The 15961-nt window shown below is 66.7% G+C and carries 17 protein-coding genes; 15 read left to right on the forward strand and 2 right to left on the reverse strand.

Annotation, left to right across the window (positions count from 1 at the left end; translation table 11 throughout):
- Positions 1–22: 22 nt before the first annotated feature.
- Positions 23–214: a ferredoxin gene (locus ACIO3S_RS25710; RefSeq protein ID WP_400468761.1), complete on the forward strand. Its 192-nt coding sequence runs from the start codon at positions 23–25 to the stop codon at positions 212–214.
- A gap of 1 nt (position 215) precedes the next feature.
- Entirely contained in the window at positions 216–1454 is a 1239-nt protein-coding gene (locus ACIO3S_RS25715; RefSeq protein WP_400468763.1) for an NAD(P)/FAD-dependent oxidoreductase, read from the forward strand.
- Between the two features lie 15 nt (positions 1455–1469).
- On the opposite strand, the gene ACIO3S_RS25720 is transcribed toward ACIO3S_RS25715, so the two are convergent.
- Positions 1470–2096 carry a TetR/AcrR family transcriptional regulator gene (locus ACIO3S_RS25720; protein ID WP_400468764.1) on the reverse strand — a complete coding sequence of 209 codons (627 nt, stop codon included), beginning with the start codon at positions 2094–2096 and terminating at the stop codon, positions 1470–1472.
- Positions 2097–2123: 27 nt separating this feature from the next.
- On the reverse strand, positions 2124–3284 hold the full coding sequence (locus ACIO3S_RS25725; RefSeq protein WP_400468766.1) for an acyl-CoA dehydrogenase family protein: 1161 nt from the start codon (positions 3282–3284) through the stop codon (positions 2124–2126).
- 51 nt (positions 3285–3335) lie between these two features.
- Between ACIO3S_RS25725 and ACIO3S_RS25730 the strand changes: the two genes are divergently transcribed.
- The 13 genes from ACIO3S_RS25730 to ACIO3S_RS25790 all read left to right on the forward strand — a co-directional run bounded on the left by ACIO3S_RS25730 (position 3336) and on the right by ACIO3S_RS25790 (position 15954).
- The gene (locus ACIO3S_RS25730; protein WP_400468768.1) at positions 3336–4220 is read left to right on the forward strand and encodes an HpcH/HpaI aldolase/citrate lyase family protein; all 885 of its coding nucleotides are present in this window, start codon (positions 3336–3338) and stop codon (positions 4218–4220) included.
- Positions 4217–5185: a MaoC family dehydratase gene (locus tag ACIO3S_RS25735; RefSeq protein ID WP_400468769.1), complete on the forward strand. Its 969-nt coding sequence runs from the start codon at positions 4217–4219 to the stop codon at positions 5183–5185. Before ACIO3S_RS25730 ends, ACIO3S_RS25735 begins: the two co-directional genes overlap by 4 nt.
- A gap of 196 nt (positions 5186–5381) precedes the next feature.
- The gene (locus ACIO3S_RS25740) at positions 5382–6209 is read left to right on the forward strand and encodes an MlaE family ABC transporter permease (RefSeq protein WP_400468771.1); all 828 of its coding nucleotides are present in this window, start codon (positions 5382–5384) and stop codon (positions 6207–6209) included.
- The gene (locus tag ACIO3S_RS25745) at positions 6196–7044 is read left to right on the forward strand and encodes an MlaE family ABC transporter permease (RefSeq protein ID WP_400468773.1); all 849 of its coding nucleotides are present in this window, start codon (positions 6196–6198) and stop codon (positions 7042–7044) included. The genes ACIO3S_RS25740 and ACIO3S_RS25745 overlap by 14 nt, the downstream gene beginning before the upstream one ends.
- A gap of 4 nt (positions 7045–7048) precedes the next feature.
- Positions 7049–8209: an MCE family protein gene (locus ACIO3S_RS25750; protein ID WP_400468775.1), complete on the forward strand. Its 1161-nt coding sequence runs from the start codon at positions 7049–7051 to the stop codon at positions 8207–8209.
- On the forward strand, positions 8206–9246 hold the full coding sequence (locus ACIO3S_RS25755) for an MCE family protein (protein WP_400468777.1): 1041 nt from the start codon (positions 8206–8208) through the stop codon (positions 9244–9246). Before ACIO3S_RS25750 ends, ACIO3S_RS25755 begins: the two co-directional genes overlap by 4 nt.
- On the forward strand, positions 9243–10256 hold the full coding sequence (locus ACIO3S_RS25760; protein ID WP_400468779.1) for an MCE family protein: 1014 nt from the start codon (positions 9243–9245) through the stop codon (positions 10254–10256). The genes ACIO3S_RS25755 and ACIO3S_RS25760 overlap by 4 nt, the downstream gene beginning before the upstream one ends.
- Positions 10253–11452, forward strand: coding sequence for an MCE family protein (locus tag ACIO3S_RS25765; protein WP_400468781.1), 1200 nt, complete (start codon positions 10253–10255; stop codon positions 11450–11452). Before ACIO3S_RS25760 ends, ACIO3S_RS25765 begins: the two co-directional genes overlap by 4 nt.
- Positions 11449–12654 carry an MCE family protein gene (locus tag ACIO3S_RS25770; protein WP_400468783.1) on the forward strand — a complete coding sequence of 402 codons (1206 nt, stop codon included), beginning with the start codon at positions 11449–11451 and terminating at the stop codon, positions 12652–12654. Before ACIO3S_RS25765 ends, ACIO3S_RS25770 begins: the two co-directional genes overlap by 4 nt.
- Positions 12654–14006 (forward strand): MCE family protein, encoded by a 1353-nt coding sequence (locus tag ACIO3S_RS25775; protein WP_400468785.1) that lies wholly within the window; start codon positions 12654–12656, stop codon positions 14004–14006. Before ACIO3S_RS25770 ends, ACIO3S_RS25775 begins: the two co-directional genes overlap by 1 nt.
- A gap of 5 nt (positions 14007–14011) precedes the next feature.
- Positions 14012–14545 (forward strand): hypothetical protein, encoded by a 534-nt coding sequence (locus ACIO3S_RS25780; protein ID WP_400468787.1) that lies wholly within the window; start codon positions 14012–14014, stop codon positions 14543–14545.
- A gap of 122 nt (positions 14546–14667) precedes the next feature.
- On the forward strand, positions 14668–15048 hold the full coding sequence (locus tag ACIO3S_RS25785) for a hypothetical protein (protein ID WP_400468789.1): 381 nt from the start codon (positions 14668–14670) through the stop codon (positions 15046–15048).
- Positions 15049–15207: 159 nt separating this feature from the next.
- Complete coding sequence (locus ACIO3S_RS25790) at positions 15208–15954, forward strand: hypothetical protein (protein ID WP_400468791.1); 747 nt, start codon at positions 15208–15210, stop codon at positions 15952–15954.
- Positions 15955–15961 lie beyond the last annotated feature (7 nt).

The raw sequence follows: 15961 nt of genomic DNA on the forward strand, positions 1-15961 counted from the left end.
CAACGAGACGTGGAGTCCCATCATGAAGATCTGCATCGACTACGACAAGTGCACCGGCCTCGGCATCTGCGAGTCCCTGGCACCGGACTACTTCGAGGTCAACGACGCCGGCGACCTGGTGCTGCTGGAGTCGGAGATCGCCCCCGACGACCTGCAGTCGATCGAAGAGGCAGTGAGCGGCTGCCCCACCGAAGCCCTGCGGATCGAGCAGTGAGATGAGCATCCGCAACCTGGTCGTCGTCGGCGCTTCCCTTGCCGGCCTCCGCGCGGTCGAGGCGGCGCGTAAGGCCGGCTTCGAGGGCGCGATCACGCTCATCGGTGCCGAGCCACACGTGCCGTACGACCGTCCGCCGCTGTCGAAGGCGTTCCTGGAGTCTGGCGAGGCCGAACCCGAGGCGCCGTTCTTCCGTGAGGAGGCACACCTGCGCGACGAGGTCGGGGTGACCTTGATGCTGGGGAGCCCGGCCACCGGTCTCGACACCGATCGCCGCGTGGTCTCGGTGGGAGACCGCGAGGTGCCCTACGACGCCCTGATCATCGCCACCGGATCGAGACCGCGTCTGCTGTCCGGCACCGACGGTATGTCCGGGGTGTACCCACTGCGCACCCTGGACGATGCCCTCGGCGTCCGCGCGGCGCTGGACGATGGTGCCCGCACCGTCGTCGTCGGTGCGGGGTTCATCGGGTCAGAGGTCGCCTCCGGTGCGAGGAAGCGTGGCCTCGACGTCACGGTCGTCGAGGCACTGCCCACGCCCCTGGTGCGTGCCACCGGGGATGCGATGGGGCAGGCGATCGCGTCGCTGCACGAGCACAACGGCACCACTCTGCGCTGCGGCGTCGGCGTGGACCGGCTCGAGGGTGACGGCAAGGTCGAGCGCGTCGTGCTCGCCGACGGCACCGTCCTCGACGCGGATCTGGTCGTCGTGGGCGTGGGCATCATCCCCAACACCGACTGGCTGGTGGGCTCCGGCCTACAGCTCGACAACGGCGTGGTCTGCGACGAGCACCTGTGGACAGGGGTTCCAGGCGTCTACGCCGCCGGCGACGTGGCGAACTGGCTCAACCCGGTGCTGGGTGATCGTCAGCGGATGGAGAACTGGACGGCCGCGGCCGAGCAGGGGGCCGCCGCCGCTCGCAACGCGATCGATCCTGGGAACCAGAAGCCCTATGGCACGGTTCCGTACTTCTGGTCGGACTGGTACGACGTACGGATCCAGTTCGTCGGCTCTCCGCAGGCCGACGAGGTGCGGGTCGTGGACGGTGATCCCGGCGATCCGGGATCCGGGCGCTGGGTCGCCCTCTATCGCCGTGGTGACCGGCTCATCGGAGCGCTCACCGTCAACGGGCAGACGGAGATCATGAAGTACCGCGTCCAGATCGGTAAGGGCGGCACCTGGGCGGACGCGCTCGCCTTCGCCGACAAGCGCGCCAGGCTCGCAGCGGCCAAGGCATAGGCGTGTGCGCGGTGCTCAGGCGCCGATCGCGTGGCGAACGAACGACTGCGCGTTCTTGACGACGACGTCGATCGACCCGCGCTTGGGGTTCCACCACTCCGCCGTCCAGTTGAGCGAGCCGAGCACGAGCATCTGACTGATGAAGAGGTCCAGGTCGGGCCGGAGCTGGCCCTCCTCTGCCGCCTGTCGGATCAGGCCGCTCCACACCTCGCCGTACCGTGCTTCCTCGGCAATCTGCCGGTTACGGATCCGCTCGGGAACCTGTCCGGCGTTGCGGATCGAGGCGGTGGTGTAGTCGGAGATCTCCAATTCGTGGCGTAGATGCTCCTCCACCGCTACCAGGATGCGGTCGAGCGGCGCCACACCCGAGGGCACATCGTCAAGGACCTTGACGATGTGCTCCCGCATGTTGGCGATACCGACCCACATGACCTCTTCGATGAGGTCCTCGCGGGAGTCGAAGTAGTAGTAGATCGCCGGCGCCTGTAGGTCGGCTTCCTTGGCCACGTCGGACAGCCGCATCCCTGAGTACCCCTTGACGCTGAGCACTTTTGCGGCAGCATCGAGGATGCGAGTGCGGGTGCGAGCGGACTTCGTCTCCGCTGCCCCGCCGGATGCGGCTCGAGGTTCACGACGGACCATGTAATGCATATTAAACTATTGAATCGTTCATTCTTGCCGAAGGCCGCCGCGAGCCACCAACTGCGAGGCGATCACGTTGCGCTGGATCTCGTTGGTGCCCTCGCCGACGATCATCAGCGGGGCGTCACGGAAGTAGCGTTCCACGTCGTACTCGGTGGAGTAGCCGTACCCGCCGTGGATACGCACGGCGTCGAGCGCGATCTGCATCGCGGTCTCGGAGGCGAAGAGCTTGGCCATCCCCGCCTCCATGTCCACTCGCTCGCCGGCGTCGTAGCGCTCGGCCGCGTGCAGCGTCAGCTGGCGAGCGGCGGTGAGCCGGGTGGCCATGTCGGCCAGATAGTGCCCGATGGCCTGGTGCTTCCAGATCGGCTCGCCGAAGCTGGTGCGCTCCTGGGCGTACTTCAGGGCGTCATCGAGGGCGGCAGTAGCAACGCCCAGGGCGCGCGAGGCAACCTGGATCCTCCCGATCTCCAGTCCCTTCATCATCTGGGCGAAGCCCTTGCCCTCCACACCCCCGAGAACCTGTGTGGTCGGTGTGCGGTAGCCGTCGAACGCGAGCTCGCAGGACTCCACGCCCTTGTAACCCAGCTTGGGCAGGTCTCGGGAGACGACCAGCCCAGGTCCGTGCTCGACCAGGATGATCGAGACGCCGCGGTGGCGAGGCGTTGCCCGGGGGTCTGTCTTGCACAGCAGTGCGATCAGCTGAGAGCGGCGGGCGTTGCTGATCCAGGTCTTGGTGCCGGAGATCACGTAGTCATCGCCGTCGCGACGCGCGGTGGTGGTGATCGCCTGCAGGTCAGAGCCACCACCCGGTTCGGTCAGCGCCATCGTCGCCCGCACTTCTCCGGTAGCCATTCGAGGCAGGTACCGCTGCTTCTGCTCCTCGGTGCCGAAGGCGAGCAGAAGCTTGGAGACGACGGTGTGTCCACCCATCGCTCCCGCCAGGCTCATCCATCCGCGTGCCAGCTCCTCGGTGACCCGCACGTAGCACGGCGTCGTGACAGGGGCCTCTCCGTACGGCTCGGGGATGGCCAGCCCGTAGATGCCCATCTGCTTCATCTGCTCGATGAGCTTTTCCGGGTACTCGTTGGCGTGCTCGAGGTCTTGGACGACTGGACGTACTTCGCTGTCCACCCAGTCGTGGACGGTTTCGACGATGGCCTGCTCTTCGTCGGACAGTGCAGTCATGCTGCGGCTCCTCGCATTGCGCTGGTTTTGAGTTTAATATAGATTAGAAATATGGCTGAGTCGAGTCCTCCACCCAGTGGCCGGCGGGCGATCCTGAGTGTCCCCGGCACCGACACGCGAGTCGTCGGCAAAGCACTCGCGTCGGGCGCCGATGAGGTGGTGATCGATCTCGAAGACTCTGTGCCCGTCGCGGGCAAGGTCGAGGCGCGCGACCGTCTGATCGGCTTCCCGTGGGGCGAACATCCACGCCCGCGCTCTGTTGCCGTGCGCGTCAATGCACCAGGAACGCCGTGGTTCGTCGCCGATGTGGAGGCGCTCGTGCGCCATCACATCTCGGTGGACTCGATCGTCCTGCCCAAGGTCGAGTCGCGTGATGACGTACGTTTCGCGGAGCGTCTCGTCGACGGGCTGGAGCGCGAGGTGGGCGTTCCCGCACGCCTGCGCCTCCAGGCGTTGATCGAGACTGCGCGAGGTGTCTCGGCACTCGCGGACATCGTCTGCGACCGGGAGCGCCTGGACTCTCTGATCATCGGATACGCGGACCTCGCTGCCTCTCTGGGGCGAGGGTCGGCCGCGGGTGATGCCAGCTGGCTGCCGGTTCAAAGTGCCGTGCTCGTCCATGCAAGGTCCGCGGGTATGGAGGCGGTTGACGGACCCCACCTGACGGTGGCCGTCGACGACAGGTTCAGGGACTCCGTCTCTGCTGCTGCGGCGCTGGGGTTCGATGCCAAGTGGGCGATCCATCCGCGCCAGGTCAAGACGCTGGCTGATGCCTTCTACCCGAGCGATGCCGAGATCGGGCGCGCGCGCCGAGTACTCGACGCCCTCGAGGCAGCCGCGGGTGACGGACGTGGTGCCGTGCAGCTCGACGGAGCGCTGGTCGACGAGGCGATGGCGGTCGATGCACGCCGAGTGGTTGCGAGGGCGTCGCGATGAGCATCGCCGAGGGGCCGTACTTCGAGCAGCTCGAGGTGGGCCAGGTCTTCGACGAAGCGCCTGCTCACACGCTGACACACGGGCGTGCTGCGATCCATCAGGCGATCGTGGGGGACCGGCTCGCGCTCTCGCTGGACGATGAGCTCGGCGCGGCCGTGGCCGGCGGGCCGGTGGCTCACCCGGCCCTGGTGTGGGACGTGGCCATCGGCCAGTCCACTGTGGCCACCCAGCATGTGAAGGCGAATCTGTTCTATCGCAACCTCGTGTTCCGCCGTTTTCCTCTCATCGGAGACACCTTGCGGACCGTCACGACGGTGGTCGCCTTGCGGGAGAACTCTCGGCGAGCCGGTCGTGGACCGACCGGCTTGGCGGCGCTGCGTATCCGGACCGAGGACCAGCTCGGTCGAACCGTCCTCGACTTCCACCGGTGCGCCATGCTCCCGCTGCGGGACCCTGCGCCGACGGGCCATGAGGACGATCTGGACATGGTGGGCACCCGGCCGTCCTCGGATGAGACCTGGGTTGAATCGGTGGGCGACTGGAATCTTGCTGCCCTCCCGACGGGCGCCCGTGAGCTCGTCGCGGGTGAGCGGATAGACGTCGCTGGCGGCGACGTCGTCACGAGTGCGCCGGAGCTCGCGCGCCTCACGTTGAATGTCGCTTCGGTTCATCATGACGCCCGGGCCGCGGGTGGGGAGAGGCTCGTCTACGGAGGCCACACCATCGGTATAGCGCTCGCTCAGGCCACCCGCGCCCTACCCGGCCTCATCACGGTGCTCGGCTGGCATGGATGCGACCACCTCGCGCCTGTCCGGGAAGGCGTGACGCTGACGAGCACGGTCGATGTCGAGTCGGTCCGCTCTGGTCCTGGTGGCACGCGCGTCGTGGGCTTGCGAGTGCGGGTTACCGATGGGTACCAGGGCGGGGCTGTGCTCGACTGGCGCTTGGTCGGGCTGCACCGCTGAGCGTGGAAGTGTCCGGCATCACAAATTTCCATCTCAGCCCGTAACTCGACTTATGGTGCGGCGTTGAGCACTCGTAGTGACGCGCATCACGCGCAGGCATGACAACAATTTCGAACTTATATTAGAAAGTGAGGGCCGGTGTGATGACTTTCGAAGAACCTCTTACCTTGGTCCCTGGTGCACGTGGGGGGTACGCATGAACAGCGCAGCGCCCACAACCCGCGGACCCGAATCCGAGGTCGTCGCCGCCGCCCTCGAGAACAACTGGCTCGCCAGTTCGGTCAGGACCCTGGGCGGGTTCTACGCGTTCTGCCTGGAGACGCTCCGGCTGCTGGTGCTGAAGCGCTTCCAGTTCCGGGAGTTCGTGGACCAGGCATGGTTCATCACCACTGTCTCGCTGGGACCCGCGATCCTGGTGTCGATCCCGTTGTGCGTGATCATCATCTTTGAGGTCAACCAACTGCTCGTGCAGATCGGCGCCATCGATCTGGCGGGGGCGGGGGCGGCGGTCGCGGTCGTGCGCGAGATCGGACCGATGGTGAGTGTGCTGGTCGTAGCCGGGGCAGGCGCGACCGCGATCTGCGCCGACCTCGGCTCGCGCAAGATTCGCGACGAGATCGACGCCATGATCACCCTAGGGATCAATCCGATCCACCGGCTCGTGGTGCCTCGGGTCGCTGCCTCGGTTGTAGTCGCGGTGGCGCTCAACGGGGTCGTCTCGATCGTGGGGCTGGCCGGCGGTTACTACTTCTCCGTCGTGCTGCAGGGCGCCACACCCGGCCTCTTCGTCTCCAACCTGACGCTCCTCGTCGGCACCGCCGACTTCGTGACGTCGGAGGTGAAGGCCGCGGTCTTCGGCCTGCTGGCTGGGCTGACCGGTTGCTACCTCGGGCTCAACGCCAAGGGCGGGCCCAAGGGCGTCGGTGAGGCTGTGAACCAGACGGTCGTCTACGCCTTCATGATGCTGTTCGCGGCCAACAGCATCATCACGCTCGTGTACTTCCAGATCCATGGGACGCAGTGACATGGCGACGATGGACTGGATCGTGGGGCTACCACATGCGACAGCGAGCAGGTTCTCCGAGCTCGGCCGGCAGTTCGAGTTCTACGGCAAGGCGTTCTCCCACGTGCCTCGCGTGCTGCGGCATCATCGCAAGGAGATCCTCCGGCTGATCGCCGAGGTCAGCCTCGGCACGGGTGCGCTCGCCGTCATCGGCGGCACCGTGGTCGTGGTCGCGTTCCTCACCGGCTTCATCGGTATCGAGGTGGGGCTACAGGCGTACACCACATTCGGCAACATCGGCGTCGAGGTGCTGTCCGGCTTCTTCTCCGCCTACTTCAACACCCGTGAGGCGGCGCCGATCCTGGCCGCGATCGCGCTGACCGCCACGGTCGGTGCAGGGTTCACCGCCCAGATCGGTGCGATGCGGGTCAGCGAAGAGATCGACGCGTTGGAGGTCATGGCGATCCCATCGATTCCCTACTTGGTGACGACGCGGATCATCGCTGGCCTCATCGCGGTCATCCCGCTCTTCGCGATCGCCGTGGTGATGACCTTCGCCGCCACCCGGCTGGTCGTCACCATCGGGTTCGGGCAGGCCGCCGGGACCTACGACCACTACTTCCGTACGTTCCTGGTGCCCGGCGATCTCGCACTGGCGCTGCTCAAGGTGGCGATCATGGCGGTCGTCATCATGGCGGTCTGCTGCTTCTACGGCTACGACGCCAAGGGCGGCCCTGCGGGGGTCGGCCGGGCGGTGGGGCTCGCGGTCCGAACCTCCCTTGTCCTGATCATGGTCATCGACCTCGCCTTCGGTCTCGCCCTGTGGGGCGGCACGTCGGTCCACATCTCGGGGTGAACTCGTGAATCTTCGTCATCTCATCTACGGCGTCGGGGTTCTCGGCCTCGCCGCAGTGCTCTTCTTCGGGGTTCTTGGTTCCTATCAGGGCACCTTCCGCCGCGCGGTCACCGTCACCGTCGACGCGCCACGTGCGGGTCTGGCGATGCAGCCGGGCTCGGACGTCAAGCTGCGGGGCGTCAAGATCGGCAGGGTCGATGCGGTCGAGGCAACGCCCGACGGAGCGCAGTTGCGGATCTCGATCGACAAGGACCAGGCGCACTGGGTCGGGCGCGACGCGACCGCCGCCATCGTCCCGCCGACGGCATTCGGGGCCAAGTACGTCTCGTTGACGAGCCGGGGCTCGAGGAGTCCGCGGATCGACAACGGCACGACCATCAAGGCCGACGACGTGACCGTCGAGGTCAACGAGGCGTTCACGAACCTCAGCGGAGTGCTCTCCGCGGCTCAGCCGGACAAGGTCAACAACGCGCTCACGGCACTCGCCACCGGTGTGAACGGCCGCGGGGACGAGATCAACTCCCTGATCGCGTCGGGCTCGCAGTGGGTCGACGAGGTCGACGACTCGCGCACCGCGCTGGACAGAGACCTGGCCAAGGCCGCTCCGGTCGCCCGCCAGTACAACGGCCTCGCCTCGGATCTCCTCGCGACCCTCAACCATGCCACCACGACCGGCCGTACGCTGTCGCAGGAGCAGGCGCAGCTGGCCGCCTCGACAGACCAGGCCATCGTCCTCAGCAAGGACGCGAGCGGACTGCTCGCCAAGATCGACAAGCCGCTCGCCCGAGACCTCGAGCTCCTCGAGCCGGTCACCGCGTTGGCTGCGGACTACTCCTCGGAGCTGCCCTGCGTGCTCGCCGGCACCGTCGTGGCCGACAATTGGGCGGAGCAGGCAGTCGGCGGAAAGCGTGCGGGCGTCTCGGCCTATCTCCGCTTGCGGCCCTCCCGAGAGCCCTACAAATATCCCGATGACCTTCCTGCCGTCGGAGACACGAGCGGGCCCGAATGCCGCGGAATGCCGCTGGTGACGAACGAGGAGGCTGCCTCACTGGACCCCGTTCTGAAGACCGGGACCGACCCGCAGCACAGCGGCCCGACAAGCCCCAGCGAGGAGCTGACCACGACGTTCTTCGGGGCGCTCGCCGGGGTGGTGAACCTAGGATGAGCTACCGCAAAGATCACCGAGTCACACTCGTCAAGCTGGGAGTCTTCGCAGCGATATCGGCGGCCATCGCCGCCTATCTGGTGACCATCGTCAGCGACACTCCGCCGGGCGCGATGACGTCCTACACCGGAGTCTTCGAGGACGTCTCCGGACTGCAGACCGGGGATGAGGTACGTGTGGCCAGCGTCGCGGTCGGCAAGGTCGACTCGATCGGTCTCGGCGCTCGCAACACGGTCGAGGTGCGCTTCGACGTGCCCGCCGACATCCCGCTGACCACCACCACCCGGGCAACGGTCCGGTACAAGAACCTCGTCGGTGACCGCTACCTGGAGCTGGCGAAGCCGGACGGGCCATCGGAGCCTCTGGGCGGCGACGGAGTGATCCCGGCCAGCCGGACGGCCGCGGCCCTCGACCTGGACACCCTTCTCAACGGGTTCAAGCCGCTCTTCGCCGGCCTCGCCCCCAAGCAGATCAACGCGCTCTCCGCTGAGCTGATCCAGGTGCTGCAAGGACAGAACGGGGCTGTGGCGTCGCTGGTCAACACGATCGCGTCCTTCACCGCCACCGTCGCGAAGCGTGACGAGCTCGTCGGCCGGGTGATCGACAATCTCAACGCGGTGCTCGGCACCGTCGATCAGCACCGGGGGGAGCTGAGCCAGGTCATCACCCAGCTCACCTCCCTCAGCAAGGGGCTCGACCGCGACGCGCCGACGGTGCTTGCCGCTCTCGACCAGGTCGACACGATCGCCCGCGACGGCGAGGATCTGCTGGATCGGACCGACGAAACCATGCCGGCCGACCTGGCCGGCCTGCGGTCGGTCGCAGGGAACCTCCACCGCAAGGACGACCAGCTGGCGAGCATCCTCGACCAGCTGCCTGGCCACTACGAGGCCATCCTGCCAACCGGCTCGTTCGGCAACTTCTTCAACTTCTACCTGTGCGGGCTGCGACTACGGATCACGCCAGAGGGCGATCCGACGGCGCGGCCGGTCACAACCCCCTGGATCAACAGTGATGTAGCGAGGTGTGAGTCATGACGACCCTTCGAGAGCTTCTCGCCGAGAAGAGCTTCCAGGAACGAGACCCTGTTCGGATCGCTCTGGTGGCCACGATCGCGATCGGTCTGGTGGTCGTGGTTCTGGTGCGGTGGCACAGCCTTCCTCTGGTCGGCGGCGGGTTCGAGCACACCGCGTACTTCGCCGAGGCCGGTGGTCTGAAGGAGGGTGACGACGTCCTCGTCTCCGGGCTGACCGTCGGCAAGGTCGAAAGCATCGACCTGGATGGCACCCGGGTGAAGGTCGACTTCGAGATCACCCGCGACGACGTACGCCTCGGCAGCCGCACCAAGGCCGCGATCGTGACCATGACCCTCCTGGGACGCGCCGGTCTCGAGGTCACGTCGGGAGGAGAAGGTCAACTGGGGGACACCGCCATCCCGGTCTCCCGCACCTCCTCTCCGTATGACCTGACCAGTGCGTTGTCGGATCTGACCACGACCTCACAGAGGATCGACGTCGAGGCACTCGCCGAGGCCCTCGACACCGTATCCGGCACACTCACCGGCACTCAGGATCAGATCAAGCCTGCCCTCGATGGGGTGACCGGAGTCGCGGAGACGATCTCTGGCCACGACGCGGAGCTGCGGCAACTGCTGGATCATGCCTCGTCGGTCACCGGGCTGCTGAGCGAACGAAACTCGGACATCACCACGCTGCTCGACTCCGGGGGTCAGCTACTTCAGCAGCTCAACGCCAACCAGCAGCTCATCGTCGACCTGCTCAACGACGCCACGACGCTCTCTCAGCAGATCCAGACCACGATATCGAGGATCCAGGAGGACACCCCGCCGGCGCTGAAGCACCTGAACGAGGTGGTGGCACTGCTCAACGACAAGAAGGAGCAGGTCGACGCGACCATCGCGGGGCTCTACGGCTACGCCTTGGAGCTGGGCGAGGCCGTCTCCAGCGGCCCGTTCTTCGACGCCTATATCCAGAACCTCACCGCGCCCTCAACACTGGCGCCGGTCCTCTCGGAGGTGCTCCAGTGACGCTCCTACGTCCACGCAACGCGGTCATCGCGGTCATCGTGGCCCTCGTGGCCGCGGCGTTCCTGGTCGTCCTCCAGCAACGCGAACACCAGGTCAGCGCGTACTTCACGACCTCGACCGGGCTCTACACCGGCGATGAGGTCAAGGTCCTCGGTGTCACCGTCGGCAAGATCGCGGCGATCCACCCCGAAGGCAAGCGGGTCCGGGTCGTCATGGACGTCGACGCCGGACAGAGATTCCCTCGCGGTGCCAAGGCTGCGATCGTCTCGCCCAGCCTGGTCAGCGGCCGGTTCGTCCAGATCTTCCCGGCCTACGCAGGTGGCCCAGCGCTTGCAGACGGCGCGACCATCCCGCTGAACCGCACCGCGGTCCCGGTCTCCTTCGACGAGGTCAAGCAGCAGCTGACCGACCTCGCCACCGCGCTCGGGCCCGGAGGGGCGGACAAGAACGGGTCGCTGGACCGGATCCTCACCAGTGTCGACGCCAACCTGGATCAGGGGGCGGACGTCTCGTTGCGACGCTCGCTCACCGAGATGCGACGAGCGGCAGAGACGCTTGCCGCAGGTCGCCAGGACCTGTTCACCACGATCTCCAACCTGAACAAGTTCATCGCGAACCTCGTCGCAAACGACCACGCACTGCGCTCCTTCACCCAGCAGCTCTCCCAGTTCTCCGGTGTCCTCGCGGCCAACCGGAAGGCACTGGCGCAGAGCGTGCGCGAGCTGCAGGCGGCGCTGACGCAGGTGAAGACGTACGTCGACACCAACAAGCGCGCGCTGGGAACCAGCGTCGAACAGCTCGATGAGCTCGTCGGCACCGTGTCGGAACGCTCCGACCAGGTGGCGGGGATTCTTCACGTCGCCCCGCATGCGCTGACCAACTTCTACAACACCATCTCCGACCAGGCTGTCGTCGGCCGCGCGACGCTCAACAACCTCGACGGGGTCGCTCAGCTGCTCTGCGGGGCGATCCTTGGCACCGGAGGCACAGCGGAGCAGTGCCAACAGGCCGTACAGCCGTTGCTGACCACCCTCGGTCTCAGCAAGCTTCCCCTCCACGTCGCGACCGGGCCGAAGCAGAAGTCCGGCACCGGGGGAGCAACACAACCGGGTCCAGGCACGACGCAACAGCCATCGCCCGAGGACCTTCTCGCCCAGCTGGCGAAGCTCGGTCAGAGCGACGGAGGCACCCGATGACCTCCCGACTGCTGCTGACCCTCCTGCTGCTGACCGGTGCCGTCTTGACCGCCGGCTGTGACGCCCGCCCCAATGCCCACACCCTGCCCGGCCAGGTAGCGACTGGCGCCGATGGCTACACCGTCACCGCCACTTTCGACAACGTCGAGAACCTGGTGCCGAACTCCGCGGTCATGTCGGACGACGTCACCATCGGCACCGTCACCCGAATCACGGTCGAGGACTGGAAGGCGAAGGTGACGATGCGCCTCAGACGGTCGGTGCACCTTGCCGGGAACGTACGCCTGGCGATCGGCCAGAAGACACTGCTCGGGGCCCAGTACGTCGAGATCCAACGACCTGCCCGGCCCGAGGGCCGACTGCGTGAAGGCGCCACGATCGCCGAGTCCGCCACCGGCGTGTATCCGGAGACAGAGCAGATCCTCGCGGGAGTGTCGTTGCTGCTCAACAACGGCGGTCTGTCCCAGCTGAGCACCATCACCGGCGAGCTCTCCCGGTCGTTGGACGGTCGGGTCCCGGACACCCGGCAGCTGATTCGGCAGCTCAACCGGGTGCTGAAGGTCGCCGACCGCCGCAAGCATGACTTCATCGCCGCCCTGAGGCAGATCGACTCGCTGGCCGCCAAGCTGCGCAAGGAGCGGGCGATGGTCGCCGATGCCCTCGATGAATTGGCTCCCGGGCTGAAGGCGCTTGCCATCGAGCGCCAACGCTTGGTGCACGCGATCGACGCCGTCGGGAACCTGAGCAAGGTCGGCACCGAGGTCATCCGCCGCAGCCGGGACTCGCTCGAGGCGAACCTGGCATCTCTCCAGCCGATCCTCGATGAGCTCGCGAAAGCCGGTGACAGCATCCCCGAGGCCCTGAAGTACCTCATCACCGTGCCGTTCCCGCTCGGCCCGGCGGAGAACGCGTTGCGCGGCGACTACGCCAACCTCTTCGCCACTGTCGACGTCTCGGTGCCCTCGCTGACGGCCGCGTTCCTGGGCGATCTGTCCGGCACCGGAGTCTCGCCGACGACGGGTGCCTCAGAGGAGACCGACATCCTCGGCAACCTGCCGGGCAACGCAACGGAGGGTGCGGGCACGGACTCGGGGGAGAAGCCCTCGCGAGGTGACGGGGCATCCGATCCGGAACCGGGCTCTTCGCCCAGCCCGTCGGCAACCGCGTGCGGCGGTCTCCGACAGATCCTAGGAGGTTGCTGATGCTGTCCGGCCTGGTCAGGAAGCAGCTCGTCGTCTTCGCCGTCATCGGCGTGCTGGCGATCGTCTTCGCGGCGGTCCGCTACGTCGACCTCCCACGAGTTCTTGGAGCGGGGCACTACACCGTGACCGCTCAGTTCAACGACATCAGCGGGCTCTACCCTCGCGCGATCGTCACCTACCGCGGTGCCGACATCGGCCAGGTGCGTTCGATCCACCTCGCCCCCGACGGGACCGAGGTCAGCCTCAGCCTGAGTACGTCGTCCAAGATCCCTCGCAACGTCATCGCCAGTATCCACAGCACGTCTGCGATCGGCGAGCAGTACGTCGACCTGGTCCCGCGTCAGGACGGCGGTCCATACCTCGACGATGGCTCGGTCATTTCCGTGGCCGACACCCGCGAGATGCCACAGATCGCTCCGGTGCTCGACAGCCTCAACCGCACCCTTGCCTCGGTGCCGCGTGATCGGCTCACGCGGGTGCTCGAGGAGGCCGACACCGGCCTCGCCGGCTCTGGCCCAGACCTCGCGCAGCTGCTCGGCGATGCCAACGCACTTGCCGACGACGCCAACACCTACGTCGAGCAGACGACCTCACTGATCGATCAGGCGTCCCCGTTCCTGAGCACACAGGCAGACCTCGCCGAGGAACAGACGGCGGCACTGGCGTCACTCTCGGTCGCCACGCGACAGCTGCAGGCCAGCGACCCCGATCTGCGACGGCTGCTGGCCACCATTCCCGCCGCCGCCGGCACGGTCGACGATCTGGTGCGAGGCATCACCCCGACGCTTCCTACCCTGCTGGCGAACCTCACCGCGCCGGCTGAGGTCCTCAACGTCTATCTGCCTAACCTCAAACAGAGCCTCGTCGTCTACCCGGTGATGATGGCGGCCGTCCAGGGGGCCCTCGGGCCCCACGCCGAGGACGGCGAGGTCAAGCTCGACCTCCGCACCAATGTGAACAATCCGCCGTCGTGCACGGACGGGTTCCTTCCCGAGTCGAAGCGCCGTCCCCCCTCCGATCACAGCAGGCGATCCACCCCGGTCGGTCTGCACTGCGTCGCCGACAACACCACAGAAGGTGTGCGCGGCGCCCGATTCTCGCCATGCCCGAACGACCCGAGCAAGCGCGCCAGCACCCCAGCGGGCTGTGGGCTGAGGTTCGGGGGAGCGGCGGCGGCGCCTCGGAGCCAGTCGGCGGCGGAGACCTCGTCGGGTGCGCAGGGGGTCGCGGCGTACAACCCGCTCACCGGTCTTCTGCAAGCCCCCGAAGGTGGCGCCTACCGCGTGGGCAAGGCCTTCTCGATCCCGCCGGGTTCTCCTTGGACCCGGCTGCTGCTCCCGGAGGAGAAATGACGACATTGACCGGGGCGCTCGCGCCCCCCAACCTCAAGAAGATCAAGAGCGTCGTGGCACGGCCTGCGTCGCCGCTCAGGCTCCTCGTCTATCTCGCGCTGGCGGCGCTCGTGGCCCTGGCCGTGGTGCAGGTCGTCGCGATCGATCGCCAGAGCGAGCGAACCGAGGCCCGTCGCGATGCGGTCGCGGTCGTTCAACGCAGCGTCACCGCGTTGACCACGGTGAGCGCCAAGAGCCTCGACGACGACATCTCTCGGATGATGAAGGATGCTACGCCCGGGTTTCGTTCACAGTTCGAGAAGCAGGCGAAGGCATTTCGCGAGGGCGTACAGCAAGGAAAGGTGTCCTCGAAGGGGTCGGTCACCGCGGCCGGGGTCTCCTCGATCACCGACCGTAAGGCCGTCGTGATGGTCGCGGCCGACGGGACGGTTTCCAACGCGGTCTCTTCCGGTCCACAGCAGCGCAGCTACCGCCTTCGGGTGACGTTGAAGCGCAGCGGGGATCACTGGCTGGTGAGCGGAATGGAGTTCGTGTCATGAGTACGTCATCGTCATCGCGACCACGTCGGCCCAAGACCCTCTGGATCGCGATCGCTGTCCTCGCGGTCGGACTTGTTGCCCTGAACGTCGGGCTGTTGCGTGAGCGTCAGTCAGGGGAACGCGTGGAGGACGCCCGTTCGCAGGCCGTCAGGAGCGCCAAGACGCTGGTGCCGACGGTCCTGTCCTACGACTATCGGCATCTCGATGCAGACCTCGCCAAGGCCAAGGCTTCCACAACCGGGCGCTTCGCCACCGAGTACGCGGGGGTGGTCGACGGCAGTCTTCGTCAGGTCGCGGCGAAGGACGAGGTCGTCTCGAAGGCATCGGTCACCGGTTCCTCGCTGGTCACGGCGACCGAGGATCGCGCCGTGGTGCTGCTGTTCGTGACCCAGTCGACCACGCGTGCCGGGGCGAAGGTGCCCACGATCAGCACGAGTCGCGTCCAGGCCAGCCTCGCCCTGCGCGACGGGGACTGGCTGGTCGCGGGTATCACGACTGTCTGACCCGAGGGAGCCGAGCCGCAAGGACGTGATGTGTGAAGGCGAGCGGATCTTGGCCGCGATGCCGCGGGTGGTGCTCGGGCGAAGACGGGAGCTCTGGGAATGGTTGACGCTCGTCAGAATTGAATCTAGATTAAGTAATCTGCGGCACGGAGGATCGGAATGAGTACGGTGAAGGTGAACCACACGTGGGAGACGGTCTTTGCGTGGAGCGGGCCGGTGTTCGCGTTCCTGTGCCTTTTCGGACTCGAGGTGCTCGGTCCGCAGCCGCCGAGCTTCAGCGCCTCCGCGGCCGAGACGAGCGATTTCTACGTCCAGAACGGCACTCGGGTCCTCCTCCTGGTGACCTTCTGCTCGATCTCCATGGCCTTCCTCATCGCGTGGTCGATCCAGCTCGGGGTCATGCTCTGGAGACGCCCCGAGCTCTCGCGGCCCGCGATTGTGGCGGCGATGGTGAGCCTCAGTTCGACGCCGGTCCTGCTCGCCTTCGACCTGACGTTCTTCGCTATGGCGGCGTACCGGGCCGGCGACGTCAGTCCAGAGATCACCCAGGCCTTCAGCGACGTGGCGTGGATCGGGTCGATGCTCATCTGGCCACCGCTCACGGCCTCGATGGTGGTGATCGGGATCCTGATCCTCCAAATGGAGCCGCCGGCGTTCATTCCCCGCTGGCTGGGCTGGTACTCGCTGTGGTGCGCCGCCGCCGAACCGTTCCAGGGACTCATCATCTTCTTCAAGGACGGGCCTTTCGGCCCGCGGGGCATCACGACCTGGTACTTGGCGGTTCCGACCTGGGGCTTCTGGATCATCGCGCTCAGCATCGTGATGGTGCGGGTCGTCGCGTCCTCGGGTGAGCGCCCTAGGAAGCTGCCGTGGCATGCCCAGACCGAGGAGGATGCACCGGCGTGAGTACTCA

Origin of the sequence: Nocardioides sp. NPDC087217, from assembly GCF_044744805.1 — a bacterium.
Classification (GTDB): Bacteria; Actinomycetota; Actinomycetes; order Propionibacteriales; family Nocardioidaceae; genus Nocardioides.

Excerpts from the sequence above, each read along its gene's own strand:
- ACIO3S_RS25710 (WP_400468761.1), top strand. The coding sequence starts at position 23 with ATGAAGATCTGCATCGACTACGACAAGTGCACCGGCCTCGGCATCTGC.
- ACIO3S_RS25715 (WP_400468763.1), top strand. The coding sequence starts at position 216 with ATGAGCATCCGCAACCTGGTCGTCGTCGGCGCTTCCCTTGCCGGCCTC.
- ACIO3S_RS25720 (WP_400468764.1), bottom strand. The coding sequence starts at position 2,096 with ATGGTCCGTCGTGAACCTCGAGCCGCATCCGGCGGGGCAGCGGAGACG.
- ACIO3S_RS25725 (WP_400468766.1), bottom strand. The coding sequence starts at position 3,284 with ATGACTGCACTGTCCGACGAAGAGCAGGCCATCGTCGAAACCGTCCAC.
- ACIO3S_RS25730 (WP_400468768.1), top strand. The coding sequence starts at position 3,336 with ATGGCTGAGTCGAGTCCTCCACCCAGTGGCCGGCGGGCGATCCTGAGT.
- ACIO3S_RS25735 (WP_400468769.1), top strand. The coding sequence starts at position 4,217 with ATGAGCATCGCCGAGGGGCCGTACTTCGAGCAGCTCGAGGTGGGCCAG.
- ACIO3S_RS25740 (WP_400468771.1), top strand. The coding sequence starts at position 5,382 with ATGAACAGCGCAGCGCCCACAACCCGCGGACCCGAATCCGAGGTCGTC.
- ACIO3S_RS25745 (WP_400468773.1), top strand. The coding sequence starts at position 6,196 with ATGGGACGCAGTGACATGGCGACGATGGACTGGATCGTGGGGCTACCA.
- ACIO3S_RS25755 (WP_400468777.1), top strand. The coding sequence starts at position 8,206 with ATGAGCTACCGCAAAGATCACCGAGTCACACTCGTCAAGCTGGGAGTC.
- ACIO3S_RS25760 (WP_400468779.1), top strand. The coding sequence starts at position 9,243 with ATGACGACCCTTCGAGAGCTTCTCGCCGAGAAGAGCTTCCAGGAACGA.
- ACIO3S_RS25770 (WP_400468783.1), top strand. The coding sequence starts at position 11,449 with ATGACCTCCCGACTGCTGCTGACCCTCCTGCTGCTGACCGGTGCCGTC.
- ACIO3S_RS25775 (WP_400468785.1), top strand. The coding sequence starts at position 12,654 with ATGCTGTCCGGCCTGGTCAGGAAGCAGCTCGTCGTCTTCGCCGTCATC.
- ACIO3S_RS25790 (WP_400468791.1), top strand. The coding sequence starts at position 15,208 with ATGAGTACGGTGAAGGTGAACCACACGTGGGAGACGGTCTTTGCGTGG.